Source organism: Bradyrhizobium canariense, from assembly GCF_019402665.1.
GTDB lineage: Bacteria > Pseudomonadota > Alphaproteobacteria > Rhizobiales > Xanthobacteraceae > Bradyrhizobium > Bradyrhizobium canariense.
This window is the reverse complement of sequence record NZ_VSST01000063.1, coordinates 125712-139148: the sequence shown is the minus strand read 5'-3', so window position 1 is coordinate 139148 and position 13437 is coordinate 125712. Positions and strand designations below refer to the sequence as shown.

Annotated in this window: 12 protein-coding genes; 3 read left to right on the top strand and 9 right to left on the bottom strand. The window is 64.0% G+C overall.

What is annotated here, in order from left to right; genetic code table 11:
• Together FXB41_RS31040 and htpX are read right to left on the bottom strand one after the other, a co-directional pair.
• Positions 1-642, bottom strand: coding sequence for a tetratricopeptide repeat protein (locus FXB41_RS31040; protein ID WP_007595137.1), 642 nt, complete (start codon positions 640-642; stop codon positions 1-3).
• A gap of 134 nt (positions 643-776) precedes the next feature.
• A complete protein-coding gene (htpX, locus tag FXB41_RS31035; protein ID WP_007595138.1) occupies positions 777-1709 on the bottom strand; it encodes a zinc metalloprotease HtpX in 933 nt (310 codons plus the stop codon).
• Between the two features lie 299 nt (positions 1710-2008).
• On the opposite strand from htpX, the gene FXB41_RS31030 reads away from it, so the two are divergent.
• The 3 genes from FXB41_RS31030 to FXB41_RS31020 all read left to right on the top strand — a co-directional run bounded on the left by FXB41_RS31030 (position 2009) and on the right by FXB41_RS31020 (position 5359).
• Positions 2009-3310: a lytic murein transglycosylase gene (locus tag FXB41_RS31030; protein ID WP_219684475.1), complete on the top strand. Its 1302-nt coding sequence runs from the start codon at positions 2009-2011 to the stop codon at positions 3308-3310.
• Between the two features lie 261 nt (positions 3311-3571).
• Complete coding sequence (locus tag FXB41_RS31025) at positions 3572-4075, top strand: DUF1993 domain-containing protein (RefSeq protein WP_007595142.1); 504 nt, start codon at positions 3572-3574, stop codon at positions 4073-4075.
• 183 nt (positions 4076-4258) lie between these two features.
• Positions 4259-5359: an alkene reductase gene (locus tag FXB41_RS31020; RefSeq protein WP_007595144.1), complete on the top strand. Its 1101-nt coding sequence runs from the start codon at positions 4259-4261 to the stop codon at positions 5357-5359.
• Between the two features lie 188 nt (positions 5360-5547).
• Here FXB41_RS31020 and FXB41_RS31015 read toward each other — a convergent pair whose 3' ends face one another.
• From FXB41_RS31015 to glpD, 7 genes are all read right to left on the bottom strand, one after another.
• Positions 5548-7290, bottom strand: a complete 1743-nt coding sequence (locus tag FXB41_RS31015) for an ABC transporter substrate-binding protein (RefSeq protein ID WP_035993295.1) — start codon at positions 7288-7290, stop codon at positions 5548-5550.
• A gap of 127 nt (positions 7291-7417) precedes the next feature.
• Positions 7418-7747, bottom strand: coding sequence for a DUF2160 domain-containing protein (locus FXB41_RS31010; protein ID WP_007595147.1), 330 nt, complete (start codon positions 7745-7747; stop codon positions 7418-7420).
• Between the two features lie 10 nt (positions 7748-7757).
• Entirely contained in the window at positions 7758-8564 is an 807-nt protein-coding gene (locus FXB41_RS31005; protein WP_007606994.1) for a carbohydrate ABC transporter permease, read from the bottom strand.
• Positions 8564-9466 carry a carbohydrate ABC transporter permease gene (locus FXB41_RS31000; protein ID WP_219684474.1) on the bottom strand — a complete coding sequence of 301 codons (903 nt, stop codon included), beginning with the start codon at positions 9464-9466 and terminating at the stop codon, positions 8564-8566. The genes FXB41_RS31005 and FXB41_RS31000 overlap by 1 nt, the downstream gene beginning before the upstream one ends.
• On the bottom strand, positions 9466-10551 hold the full coding sequence (locus FXB41_RS30995) for an ABC transporter ATP-binding protein (RefSeq protein ID WP_007595153.1): 1086 nt from the start codon (positions 10549-10551) through the stop codon (positions 9466-9468). The genes FXB41_RS31000 and FXB41_RS30995 overlap by 1 nt, the downstream gene beginning before the upstream one ends.
• 12 nt (positions 10552-10563) lie before the next feature.
• Positions 10564-11703 carry an ABC transporter ATP-binding protein gene (locus tag FXB41_RS30990; protein WP_007595155.1) on the bottom strand — a complete coding sequence of 380 codons (1140 nt, stop codon included), beginning with the start codon at positions 11701-11703 and terminating at the stop codon, positions 10564-10566.
• A complete protein-coding gene (gene glpD / locus FXB41_RS30985; protein ID WP_219684473.1) occupies positions 11700-13250 on the bottom strand; it encodes a glycerol-3-phosphate dehydrogenase in 1551 nt (516 codons plus the stop codon). The genes FXB41_RS30990 and glpD overlap by 4 nt, the downstream gene beginning before the upstream one ends.
• Between the last annotated feature and the right edge of the window lie 187 nt (positions 13251-13437).

Here is a 13437-nt window from a genome sequence, read left to right as displayed (position 1 = left end):
TCACTTTCCTGGAGCGACGAGCCGGGTCGGCTCGGCGCTCGCCAGTTCGGCGAGCTTTGCGCGTGCCGCGTCGCGGGTGCGGACGTCCTTGCCGGCGGGCAGCGCCAGCGCGGCCTCGAAATCGGCGCGCGCCTCATTCGCCTGGCCCCGGGCGAGGAAGGCGAGGCCGCGGTCGAGCCGAGGCTGCGCATCCGAGGGGTCGAGGCGGACCGCGGTGTTGTAGCTCAGGATCGCGCGATCGAGATCGCCGGCGGCCGCGAGCGCGAGACCGCGCTGGTGATAGGGCGCGGCGTGCCTGGGATCATGCGCGATCGCCTCGTCGTAATCCTCGATGGCAAGTTCGAGGTCGCCGTTCTGCCGGCGCGCCAACGCCCGATCGCGATAGAGCGAGGCGCGGTTGGGGTTGAGATGGATAGCCTCGTCGAAATCCGCGATCGCCCGCCGCCAGTCGCCGTGGCGCAACGCGATCCGTCCACGCCCCTCATAGGCGAAAGCGATCAGCGAGCCGCGCAGCGGCGAGAAGCCGATCACCGCCGAGCAGATGTCGGGCTCGTCCTCGTCCCCGCAATTGACGACGGTGTGCGTGGACAGGCCAATCAGCATGCCCAGGGCAATCAACAATGGTACTGCAGCTTTGGTCATCTTCGAGGGTGGCAGGCAGAGGGCCGGCCACGCATCCCCTTTCGCAGGAACTGTCACGGCAGGGTGTTAACACCGGCCGGGACCGCCCTGTGTGCGACAGGTCACAAAGCGAGCAAATTCGCGCTGCTTCCGCGTCAGCCCCAAGGGCCGCGTGAAGAAGAGCGGCCCCATGGGCTCCGCGGCGGATAGTTCTCATTGGCGCCGACCGACGGCGAGGCCTGCGCACCGAGCTCGGCTGCGAGCTGCTGAAGTGCCGCGATGCGATTCTGCGTCGAAGGATGGGTGGCGAACAGATTGTCGACGCCGTGGCCCGACAGCGGATTGATGATGAACATGTGCGCGGTGGCGGGATTTCGCTCCGCCTCGACATTCGGGACCTGATGCGCAGCGCCTTCGATCTTCACCAGCGCCGATGCCAGCCACATCGGCTGACCCGCGATGCGTGCGCCGAGATTGTCCGCGGCGTATTCGCGCGTACGACTGATCGCCATCTGCACCAGCATGGCGCCGATCGGGGCGAGGATCATCATCAGGATCGAGCCGACGATACCCGGACCATTGTTGTCGCGGTTGCCTCCGAAGAACATGCCGAACTGCGCCAGCATCGAGATCGCGCCTGCAATGGTCGCGGTCACAGTCATCAGCAGCGTGTCGTGGTGCTTGATATGAGCGAGCTCGTGCGCGATCACGCCGGCGAGCTCCTCGCGGCTGAGCTGGCGCATCAACCCGGTGGTGACCGCAACCGCGGCATTCTCGGGATTGCGCCCGGTGGCAAACGCGTTGGGCTGCGGCTCGTCCATCAGGAACACGCGCGGCATCGGCAAGCCGGCCCGGCCCGCCAGCTCGGCGACGAGCCCGACCAGCTCCGGTGCGCTGCTGCGGTCGACCTCATGGGCGCCATACATGGACAGCACCATGCGGTCGGAGTTCCAGTAGGTGAAGAGATTGGTCGCCGCGGCAATGACGAGCGCAATCATGGCGCCGCCGGCACCGCCGATCAGATAGCCGATGCCCATGAACAGGGCGGTGAGGCCTGCAAGCAGCATTGCGGTACGAAGATAGTTCATGGCCGTCTCCCGAGGCCGGCCGTGGCCGCTGGAGGCGTTGCAGGCCGGCAAGCATGAGGTAGGGATGCCCCCCGTCCGCGTGCAAGGTTTCAAGGTGCGTCGCGGAGCCGCGGCCATTGACCAACATTGCTTTTCCGTCATGCCCGGGCTTGTCCCGGGCATCCACGTTCTCCCTCCGGCGCAAGGCCGAAAGCGTGAATGGCCGGGACAAGCCCGGCCATGACGAAAGGATGGTTTGAGGCGCTCAATTCCCTTAAGCTTTGGCAAGATTCCCCACGCGCCCTCCCCCCGGAAACCTCATGCTCCAGACCCGATTTGCGATCGCGGCCGTCACTCTTGTCGCGCTGTCTGCAACCGCCTCCGCCCAGTTCGCGCCAGCGCCCGCAAAACCAGCAGCCCCCAGGGCGACCGCGCCGTCGCCGCGCGCGGCGGCGTGCCATAACGGCGCGAACTTCGATCGGTTTCTGGCCGACGTGAAACAACAGGCCGTTGCCGCCGGCGTGTCGCAGCGGACGATCGCGGCGGCCGCGCCTTACCTCGTCTACGACCAGGGCATCGTCAATCGCGATCGCGGCCAGCGCGTGTTCGGCCAGCTCTTCACCGAATTTGCCGGCCGCATGGCCGCGCCCTATCGCATGCAGAACGGCCAGCAGCACATCAAGCAACATGCGGCCGCATTCGCGCGCGCGGAAAAGGAATACGGCGTGCCGCCGGCGGTGATCGCAGCGTTCTGGGGACTGGAGAGCGATTTCGGCGTCAACATGGGCAATCTGCCGACGCTGAAATCGCTGGTGTCGCTGGCCTATGATTGCCGCCGCTCGGAGATGTTCGTGAACGAGACCATTGCCGCGCTGAAGATCATCGACCGCGGCGATTTGCATCCTGACGAGATGGTCGGCTCCTGGGCCGGCGAGCTCGGACAGACCCAGTTCCTGCCCGTGCATTACGTCAACTATGCCGTCGACTATGACGGCGACGGACGACGCGATCTCCTCCGCAGCGAGGACGACGTGATCGGCTCGACCGCGAACTACATCGCCAACGGATTGAAGTGGCGGCGCGGCGAGCCGTGGCTGGAAGAGATCAAGGTGCCGCAAAACCTGCCGTGGGATCAGACCGACCTCACGGTGCAGCTGCCGCGCTCGAAATGGGCGCAGCTCGGCGTGACCTATCCCGACGGCAGGCCGCTGCCGAACGACAATCTTGCGGCCTCCGTGCTGCTGCCGATGGGGCGCTTCGGGCCAGCCTTCATGGCGTACCCGAATTTCGCGGCCTACACCGAGTGGAATAACTCGCTGATCTATTCGACCACCGCAGGCTATCTCGCTACCCGCATCGCGGGCGCGGCTCCGATGCGAAAGCCGTCCACACCGGTCGCGCAGCTGCCGTTCAACGAGCTCAAGCAATTGCAGCAGCTTCTGGTCCAGGCCGGCTTCAATGTCGGCAAGGTCGACGGCGTGCTGGGCCAGCAGAGCCGCGCCGCGGTGAAGGCGATGCAGATCAAATACGGTCTGCCCGCGGATTCCTGGCCGACCGCCGAGCTTTTGGCCCGAATGCGCGGTGGCACGGCACAGGCGCAGCCGGCGGGGACGATCCGCTAAGCACTAGAATTACTGGATGCCCCGCGAAAGCGGGGCATCCAGTACGCCGCGGCCTATCGATTCAATCACAGCTGCCTCGGAGTACTGGATCGTCCGGTCAAGCCGGACGATGACAGCGGGGGGCGCCGATAGCACCACAAGCCCGCCCGGTAGAATTTTCGCACTGCACAAGCCGCTCCCGCGATTGTATTTTTCCATGAGGTTCCCATGTGAGTGGCTCAGGTTTCTCCTGAGATTTCCCACCACAATAGCGAGCATCACATGTCCTTCCACGACGCCGTCGTTCCCGCCTATTTGCAAATGCTGAACAGCCTGACCGGCCTGCTCACGAAAGCCGAGGCGCATTGCGCGGCCAAGAAGGTCGATCCCGCCGTCCTGCTGGGCTCCCGCCTGTTTCCGGACATGCTGCCGCTCTCGAAGCAGATCCAGCTGGTCAGCGATTTTGCAGCCAAAGGCTGCGCCCGGCTGACCCATAGCGAAGTGCCCTCCACAGCAGACACCGAGACTAGCTTTGCCGAATTGAAGCAGCGGCTCGCCAAGACCATCGACTATGTGAAATCGTTCAAGCCCGAGCAGTTCGAGGGCGCCGACACCAAGGACGTCACCTTCCCGGCCGGTCCCGACAAATCCATCACCATGAAGGGCCAGCAATTCCTCAGCGCGTTCTCGCTGCCCAACTTCTATTTCCACGCCGCCACCGCCCACGGCCTTCTGCGCCACGCCGGCGTCGAGGTCGGCAAACGCGATTTCCTCGGCGCTAACTAATACCCGATGATTCAGGCGGCCGCGGCGGGAGATCGAATCTGCTGCCGCGGCTGAAATTGCACATGCTTTATGCTGCGTAGCCCCGCTGCGCATCTCGCCTGCAGTTTCCGTATGGCTCCTCCCTTGCGCTGATTGCCGCGATGCACAAGTGTTCCGGATCTCTCACCGCCTGGAAGCATTCTCATGAGCCGTTCGACCAAATTGTTTGAGACCTACAAGCTCGGCCCGATCACGCTGGCGAACCGTTTCGTGATGGCGCCGCTGACGCGCAACCGCGCCTTTCCCGGCACCTTCGTACCGGGCGCGCTCGCCGCCGACTATTACGCCCAGCGTGCTTCTGCGGGGCTTCTGATCACCGAAGCGAGCCAGGTCTCGCAGCAGGGCCAAGGCTACCAGGACACCCCCGGCATCTATTCCAAGGAGCAGGTTGCCGGCTGGCGCAAGGTCACCGATCAGGTGCACCAGCGCGGCGGCAAGATCTTCATCCAGCTCTGGCATGTCGGCCGCATTTCGCATGTCGACCTTCAGGCCAATGGCGCAGCCCCGGTGGCACCGAGCGCGATCCGCGCCAAGGGCAAGACCTTCGTCAACGGCGGCTTCGCTGACGTCTCTGAGCCCCGTGCGCTCGAACTCTCCGAAATTCCAGGGATCATCGACGATTTCAAGCGCGCCACGAAGAATGCGCTCGAAGCCGGCTTCGACGGCGTCGAGATCCACGGCGCCAACGGCTATCTGCTCGAGCAGTTCGCCAAGGACGGCACCAACAAGCGTACTGACGCCTATGGCGGCTCGATCGAGAACCGCGCGCGACTGATGCTGGAAGTCTCCAGGGCCGTCGTGGCGGAGGCCGGAGCCGATCGTACCGGCATCCGCATCTCGCCGGTGACGCCTGCTAACGACATCTCGGATTCGAACCCGCAAGCCCTGTACGACCATATCGTCGATGGTCTCGCGGCGCTGAAGCTCGTCTATCTCCATGTCGTCGAGGGCGCCACCGGCGGTCCGCGCGACATCGCGCCGTTCGACTATGCGGGCGTGCGCAAGCGCTTCCCCGGCGCCTACATCGCCAACAACGGCTATGATTTCGATCTCGCCGCCAAGGTGCTGGACGCGAACGCGGCTGATCTCATCGCCTTCGGCAAGCCGTTCATCTCCAACCCCGATCTGGTCGAGCGCCTGAAGGCGGGCGCGACGCTGAACGATTGGGACAAGAACACGTTCTACGGCGGCGGCGCCAAGGGCTACACGGATTACCCGACGCTGGCGGCTGAGCCGGCTGAGTAAGGCGTCGTCGTCGCTCCACCCTCCGTCATTGCGAGGAGCGAAGCGACGAAGCAATCCAGACTACCTCCGTGGGAAGACTCTGGATTGCTTCGCTTCGCTCGCAATGACGTTGTGGAAGCAAAATCCACGACAATAAAAAGAAAAAGGCCGGGATTGCTCCCGGCCTTTCGTCGTTATGTTGAAGTGCCTTACTGCAGCGAAGCGCGCTTCGGGGGCTGTGCCGGCCACGACTTGATCAGGGTGTCGTAGTCGACCGTCTCGCCCTTCGGCTTCTCGTTGGCGAGCTTGCGCTGCGGGGCGATCGTGCCGTCCTTCTGGGCCTTGGCGAACCAGTACTCGGCCGTCTCCTTCTTGTGCAGCTTCGGACCGCAGGCGCCCTGCACGCCGGACTTCTCCAGACGCTCCATGACGGAGTCCTGGGCGGCGGCAAGGGAGTCCATCGCGGCTTGCGGCGTCTTCGTACCGGACGACGCATCGCCGATATTCTGCCACCACAGCTGCGCCAGCTTCGGATAGTCGGGCACGTTGTTGCCGGTCGGGGTCCACTGCACGCGCGCGGGCGAGCGGTAGAACTCGATCAGGCCGCCGAGCTTCGGCGCACGCTCGGTGAACGACTTGTCCCAGATGTCGGATTCACGAATGAACGTGAGACCGACATGGCTCTTCTTCAAGCTGACCGTCTTGGAGACGATGAACTGAAGATAGAGCCAGGCCGCCTTGCGGCGGTCAGCGGGAGTCGACTTCAGCAGCGTCGCCGAGCCCGCGTCCTGGTAGCCGAGCTTCATGCCTTCCTTCCAGTACGAACCGTGCGGCGACGGAGCCATACGCCATTTCGGCGTACCGTCCGCGTTCATCACGGCGATGCCCGGCTTCACCATGTCGGCGGTGAAGGCGGTGTACCAGAACATCTGCTGGGCGATATTGCCCTGCGCCGGCACCGGACCGGATTCGGAGAAGGTCATGCCCTGGGCCTGCGGCGGAGCATACTTCTTCATCCACTCGAGGTACTTGGTGATCGAGTAGACCGCGGCCGGACCGTTGGTGTCGCCACCACGCTCCACCGAGGAGCCGACCGGACGGCAGCCTTCCATGCGGATGCCCCATTCGTCGACGGGCAGACCGTTCGGGATGCCCTTGTCGCCGTTACCGGCCATCGACAGCCAGGCGTCGGTGAAACGCCATCCGAGCGACGGGTCCTTCTTGCCATAGTCCATATGGCCGTAGACCTTGACGCCGTTGATCTCCTTTATGTCGTTGGTGAAGAACTCGGCGATGTCTTCATAGGCCGACCAGTTCACCGGCACGCCGAGCTCGTAGCCGTACTTGGCCTTGAACTTGGCCTTGTAGTCGGGGTTGGTGAACCAGTCGTAGCGGAACCAGTAGAGGTTCGCGAACTGCTGGTCGGGCAGCTGATAGAGCTTGCCGTCCGGCGCCGTGCCGAACGACTTGCCGATGAAGTCGTTGACGTCGAGCATGGGATCGGTGACGTCCTTGCCCTCGCCGGTCATGTAATCCGACAGCGCGATGGTCTGGCCGTAGCGGAAGTGCGTGCCGATCAGGTCCGAATCGTTGATCCAGCCGTCGTACACGTTCTTGCCGGACTGCATCTGGGTCTGCAGCTTCTCGACCACGTCACCTTCCTGGATGATGTCGTGCTTGAGCTTGATGCCGGTGAGCTCGGAGAACGCCTTGGCCAGCGTCTGCGACTCGTATTCGTGGGTCGTGATGGTCTCGGAGACGACGTTGATCTCCATGCCCTTGAAGGGCTCGGCGGCCTTGGCGAACCACTCCAGCTCCTTCTTCTGCTCGTCTTTCGACAGCGTCGAGGGCTGGAATTCCGCGATCCACTTCTGGATCGCGGCGTCGTCGGCGGCGCGCACCGGCGCCGAGACGGCCAACGACACCGCGACCATGGCGGCGACGCTGGACATCGTCAGAAAGCTATTCTTGGTCAATGGACGTTCCCTTCTCCTAAACTGCCGCATGTTATTCCTCCGTTGCAGCGACAAACTTTTTACAGGCCCGGGTTGGTCCCGGATCTGGCCGTTCCTTCGCGGGCTAGACCGTGCGGAAAATGAGTACGGCCGTGGCCAGCGAAATTCCTGATGCGATCCAAAGGCGCGAAATTTCAACTCCGTCCTCGCCGATCGGCAGCGTGGCGAGGGCGTCGGTGCCGGCGAAGGCGATCCACAGCAAGTGGATGACCGCTGCCGTGATGAGGGAGATGAACAGGCGGTCGCCGCGCGTGGTGGGGATGCGCAGCACGCCGACGCGCTCGGCTTCGGGATAGGCCACCCCAAGCCAGGTCATCACGGCGAGCGTGCAGGCGAGCGCGACAAAGAAGATTGCCGTCGGCGGCGTCCAGGCCATCCATGCAATAGCTTCCATTGATGCCTCCCTAAACCCGACCGAGCGCGAAACCGCTCGCGATGTAGTTCCGAACGAACCAGATCACGAGCGCGCCCGGGATGATCGTCAGCACGCCGGCCGCAGCCAGCAGGCCCCAGTCCATGCCCGCGGCCGACACCGTGCGCGTCATGATCGCCGCGATCGGCTTGGCCTGCACCGAGGTCAGCGTGCGCGCCAGCAGCAGCTCGACCCAGGAGAACATGAAGCAGAAGAAGGCGGCGACGCCGATGCCGCTCGCAATCAGCGGCACCAGAATCTTGATGAAGAAGCGCGGGAAGGAATAGCCGTCGAGGAAGGCGGTCTCGTCGATCTCGCGCGGCACGCCGGAGACGAAGCCTTCCAGGATCCACACCGCCAGCGGGACGTTGAAGATGCAGTGCGCCAGCGCGACCGCCCAAGGCGTATCGAACAGGCCGATCGCCGAATAGAGATTGAAGAACGGCAGCGCATAGACCGCGGCCGGCGCCATGCGGTTCGACAGCAGCCAGAAGAACAGATGCTTGTCGCCGAGGAAGCGGTAGCGCGAAAACGCGTAGGCTGCCGGCAGCGCCACCGAGATCGAGATGATGGTGTTGAGGACGACATATTCCAGCGAGTTGATATAGCCGGAATACCAGCTCTCGTCGGTGAAGATGCGCTTGTAGTGCTGGAGCGTCGGCGCGTGTGGCCACAGCGTCATCGTCGAGACGATCTCGGCGTTGGTCTTGAAGCTCATGTTGACGAGCCAGTAGATCGGCAACAGCAGGAAGATCAAAAACAGCGCCATGATGAGGCGACGGCCGGGGATCGAATGCATCACGCGGCTCCTTCCTGCGGCTTCCGCTCGGCGCCGGCATTGGTCATGACGGTGTAGAAGATCCAGCAGACGATCAGGATGATGAGGTTGTAGACCAGCGACAGCGCGGCGGCCTTGCCGAGATCGAACTGGCCGAGCGCGATCTTGACCAGCTCGATCGACACGAAGGTCGTCGAGTTGCCGGGCCCACCACCCGTCACCACGAACGGTTCGGTGTAGATCATGAAACTGTCCATGAAGCGCAGCAGCACCGCGATCAGCAGCACACGATTCATCTTCGGCAGCTGGATCGCCTTGAACACCGCCCAGCGGGAGGCGCCATCGATCTGCGCCGCCTGATAATAGGCTTCGGGGATCGACTTCAGGCCGGCGTAGCACAGCAGCGCGACCAGGCTGGTCCAGTGCCAGACATCCATCACGATGACGGTGACCCAGGCGTCGATATCGTTGGAGACGTAATTGTAGTCGATACCGATGGCATTGAGAACATAGCCGAGCAGGCCGATATCGGGGCGGCCAAAGATCTGCCAGATCGTGCCGACCACGTTCCACGGGATCAGCAGCGGCAGCGCCAGGATGACGAGGCAGGCCGCAACCGTCCACCCCTGTCGCGGCATCGACAGCGCGACGACGATGCCGAGCGGCACCTCGATCGCGAGGATCACCAGCGAGAAGAACAGATTGCGCCCGAGCGAAGCCAGGAAGCGGCCGCCGAGATCGGTCGAGGGATCGAGCAATTCCTTGAACCAGCCGACACCGTTCCAGAAGAACTGGTTGTTGCCGAAGGTGTCCTGCATCGAATAGTTCACCACCGTCATCAACGGCAGCACCGCCGAGAAGGCGACGACCAGGAACACCGGCAGCACCAGGAACCAGGCTTTTTGGTTGACGGTCTTGTCCATCAGGCGGCTCCCTCCACCAGAAGGCTGTCGGCATAGACGTGGACGTGCGACGGGTCGAATTTCAGGCCGGCCGTGCCATCCGGGCTGGTGAAGCCGGCCGGCGCGCGGGCCGCGAGTTTTGCGTCGCCGAGCCTCGCACGCGCGAAACGGATGCGCCCGAGGTCGTCGACGCGTTCGATCTTTGCACTGAGCAGGCCAGGCGCAGGCGCGACGGCCTCGACGAATTCCGGACGGACGCCGATCTCGATCTTCGCGCTTGGCGGAAGGCTGTCGTAGCTGCGATTGAGCGCGATGACGTGACCGCCGATCCTGGCCTCGCGGCCCCTTACCTCGGCCGGCAAAATGTTCATGCCGGGCGAGCCAATGAAATAGCCGACGAAGGTGTGCGCCGGCTTGTCGAACAACTCGGCCGGCGTGCCGCTCTGCACCACGCGGCCGTCATGCATGACCACCACGGTGTCGGCGAAGGTCAGCGCTTCGGTCTGGTCGTGGGTGACGTAGATCATCGTCAGGTCGAGCTCGCGATGCAGCGCCTTCAGCTTGGAGCGGAGCTGCCATTTCAGCTCGGGGTCGATCACGGTGAGCGGCTCGTCGAACAGCACCGCGGCGACGTCCGAGCGGACCAGGCCGCGACCGAGCGAGATCTTCTGCTTGGCGTCAGCCGTGAGCCGCGTCGCCTTGCGGTTCAGATAGGGATCGAGGTCGAGCAGGCGGCCGATCTCGGCGACGCGCTTGTCGATCTCGGCCTTCGGTACACCGCGGTTCTTCAGAGGGAACGCCAAATTCTGCCCCACCGTCATTGTGTCGTAGATCACCGGAAACTGGAACACCTGGGCGATGTTGCGCTTCTGGGTTGACAGCGGTGTGATGTCCTCGCCGTCGAACAGGATTTTCCCGCGCGACGGGGTGATGATGCCCGAGATGACGTTGAGCAGCGTGGTCTTGCCGCAGCCGGACGGCCCGAGCAGCGCGTAGGCGCCGCCCTGTCGCCAGGTCATCGTGACAGGCTTGAGAGCAAAGCTGTCCTGCGGCGCATCATTGCCACCGTAGGAGTGAGCGAGATCGACGAGGTCAATGCGGGCCATGTCGCATCCCCCTCAAGCTTGTTTCTTTGACGCGTTTTCTTCACGCGAACCGCTCGGCACTTCGCTTGAAAACGCTATGGGACCGGGCGCTGCGACCAGGCGGTCGCCAGCGTCGAACACGAAAACGTCGTTGGGATCAAGCACGGCATCGATGGTCTGCCCGGGCTCGAACTCGTGCACGCCGTGCAACACCGCCACCCAGTTCGATCCGTCGCGGGTCAGATGCACGAAACTCTCCGAACCGGTGATCTCGGTCACCGTTACCGTGGCATGGAAGGCGTGGCGGTCGGTCTCGCCATTGGCAAGCGCGAGCTGATGGGCACGAAATCCGACGCGATAGGCGCCGTCCGCGAGCGAGGAATAGAGACCGGACGCCGGCGCGGCAATGCCGCCCGCATATTGCACCGAGCCGTTCTTTTTCTCGATGCCGACGAGATTGAGCGGCGGATCGGAGAACACCTGCGCGACGCGCAAGGTCTGCGGCCGCCGGTAGACGTTTGGCGTCTCGCCGATCTGGAGCGCCTTCCCCTCCCACATGCACACCGTGTTGCCGCCGAGCAGCAGCGCCTCGGTCGGCTCCGTGGTGGCATAAACGAAGATCGCACCGGACGCCTCGAAGATGCGCGGCAGCTCGGTGCGCAGCTCCTCGCGCAGCTTGTAGTCGAGATTGGCGAGCGGCTCGTCGAGCAGCACGAGGTCGGCGCCCTTCACCAGCGCGCGCGCCATCGCGGTTCGCTGCTGCTGGCCGCCGGAAAGCTGGAGCGGCGTGCGCTTCAGGAACGGCTCGAGCCTGAGCAGCCGGGCGGCTTCCGCGACCCGCGCCTCGATCTCGGCGCGCGGCTTGCCCTGCACGCGCAAGGGCGAAGCGATGTTCTCGTAGACCGACAGCGAGGGGTAGTTGATGAACTGCTGATAGACCATGGCGACCGAGCGCTGGCGCACGTCGACGCCGGTGACGTCCTTGCCGTTGACCAGCAGCTTGCCCGATGTCGGCTTGTCCAGGCCAGCGAGCAGCCGCATGATCGAGGTCTTGCCCGACAGCGTCGGCCCGAGCAGCACGTTGAGCGTGCCGCTCTCGAGCGTCAGCGAGACGTCGCGAATGTGCTCGATACCGTCGACAGTCCGGGTTACGTGATCGAGTGCCACTGTCATGAGCGTCCTCCCGCTTCCAGCAGGGGACTTTGCTGCACGGCGTGGGTCCTGATCCAGTCATCAAGCGCCGCGATCTCGTCGGCACTTAGTCGCAGGCCGAGCTTGGAACGACGCCAGACGACGTCGTCGGCGGTGACGGCCCATTCGTTGGCCATGAGATAGCGGACTTCGCGCTCGCTCAGCGTCGCACCGAAGGCCTGGCCGAGATCGGCCGCCGATTTCGCATCGCCAAGCAGCTTGATCGCCCTCGTGCCATAGGCGCGTGCGAGGCGCCGCGCATGCTCGTGGCTGAGGAAAGGATAGCCGCGCTGAAGCTCGGCGATCAGGCCGTCGACATCGGACACACCCATGTCGCCGCCGGGCAGCGGCCATTTGCCGGTCCAGCCTTCGCGCGCTTTCGCACTGCGAAGATAGGGCGCGAGCCGCTCCAGCGCCTCCTCGGCGAGACGGCGGTAGGTCGTGATCTTGCCGCCATAGATCGACAGCAGCGGCACGCCGCCGGGCGTGTCGAGCTCGAACACATAGTCGCGCGTCGCGGCCTTGGCTTCGCTGGCGCCGTCGTCATAGAGCGGACGCACGCCGGAATAGGTCCAGACCACGTCATCGGGCGTGACAGGCTTGGCCAGATATTCGCTTGCCGCCGTGCAGAGATACTGGATCTCCCCGGCCGTCGCCTTCACCTTGGCGGGATCGCCGTCATAGTCGCGGTCGGTGGTGCCGATCAGCGTGAAATCGTCCTGATAGGGAATGACGAAGATGATGCGGCCGTCGGCATTCTGGAACATGTAGGCACGGTCATGGTCGTAGAGTTTCTTTACGACGATGTGCGAGCCCTGCACCAGGCGCACCTTGGCTTTCGCGTTGACGCCGGCGCCGCGGCCGAGCACATCCTCGACCCAGGGCCCGCCGGCATTGACCAGCGCACGGGCCCGGATCGACGAGCGCGCGCCGGTCAGCGTGTCGATCATGCTGACGGTCCAGATGCCGTCGGTCTGTTTAATATCGGTTGCGCGGGTCCGGGTACGGATCTCGGCGCCCTTGTCGGCGGCATCGCGGGCGTTGAGTACGACGAGACGGGCGTCGTCGACGAAGCAGTCGGAATATTCGAACGCGCGGCGGTAGCGGTTCGGGATCAGCGGGCGGCCGACCTCGTCGCGCCCAAGGTCGACCGAGCGCGTCGCCGGCAGCAGATGACGGCCGCCGATGTGGTCATAGAGGAAGAGGCCGAGGCGCAGCAGCCAGGCTGGCCTTAAGCCCGCATGGTGCGGCAAAACGAAACGCAGGGGGCGAATGATGTGAGGCGCGATCCCCCAGAGAATCTCGCGCTCGATCAGCGCCTCGCGGACCAGCCGGAACTCGTAATATTCGAGATAGCGCAGGCCGCCATGCACCAGCTTGGTCGACCAGGACGACGTCCCGCTCGCCAGATCGTTCATTTCGCACAGGAAGACCGTGTTGCCGCGGCCCACCGCGTCGCGCGCGATGCCGCAGCCGTTAACACCGCCTCCAATAATGGCGAGGTCGAAAATCCGCTCCAACAGACGCATCCCCCGGCGACCGCCCGTTCAAGCGAGCGGTTACTTTCGCTTTTGATTAGATCACACCAGAAAACGAAAGCAAGATGAAAGAGGGGAGAAAGGAAGTGAAAGCGGAACTTTCGAGTGGGCATATGGGTGTGGAAATGGGCAGTTCGGGACGGGATTCGCGCAGCATTATTGCTCTTGAATAGTCGTC

Bases quoted from the DNA above. Each gene is read 5' to 3' on its own strand.
- FXB41_RS31040 (WP_007595137.1), bottom strand. From the start codon at position 642: ATGACCAAAGCTGCAGTACCATTGTTGATTGCCCTGGGCATGCTGATT.
- glpD (WP_219684473.1), bottom strand. From the start codon at position 13,250: ATGCGTCTGTTGGAGCGGATTTTCGACCTCGCCATTATTGGAGGCGGT.
- FXB41_RS30995 (WP_007595153.1), bottom strand. From the start codon at position 10,551: ATGGCCCGCATTGACCTCGTCGATCTCGCTCACTCCTACGGTGGCAAT.
- FXB41_RS31015 (WP_035993295.1), bottom strand. From the start codon at position 7,290: ATGTCCAGCGTCGCCGCCATGGTCGCGGTGTCGTTGGCCGTCTCGGCG.
- FXB41_RS31005 (WP_007606994.1), bottom strand. From the start codon at position 8,564: ATGCATTCGATCCCCGGCCGTCGCCTCATCATGGCGCTGTTTTTGATC.
- FXB41_RS31020 (WP_007595144.1), top strand. From the start codon at position 4,259: ATGAGCCGTTCGACCAAATTGTTTGAGACCTACAAGCTCGGCCCGATC.
- FXB41_RS30990 (WP_007595155.1), bottom strand. From the start codon at position 11,703: ATGACAGTGGCACTCGATCACGTAACCCGGACTGTCGACGGTATCGAG.
- FXB41_RS31030 (WP_219684475.1), top strand. From the start codon at position 2,009: ATGCTCCAGACCCGATTTGCGATCGCGGCCGTCACTCTTGTCGCGCTG.
- FXB41_RS31000 (WP_219684474.1), bottom strand. From the start codon at position 9,466: ATGGACAAGACCGTCAACCAAAAAGCCTGGTTCCTGGTGCTGCCGGTG.
- FXB41_RS31025 (WP_007595142.1), top strand. From the start codon at position 3,572: ATGTCCTTCCACGACGCCGTCGTTCCCGCCTATTTGCAAATGCTGAAC.
- FXB41_RS31010 (WP_007595147.1), bottom strand. From the start codon at position 7,747: ATGGAAGCTATTGCATGGATGGCCTGGACGCCGCCGACGGCAATCTTC.
- htpX (WP_007595138.1), bottom strand. From the start codon at position 1,709: ATGAACTATCTTCGTACCGCAATGCTGCTTGCAGGCCTCACCGCCCTG.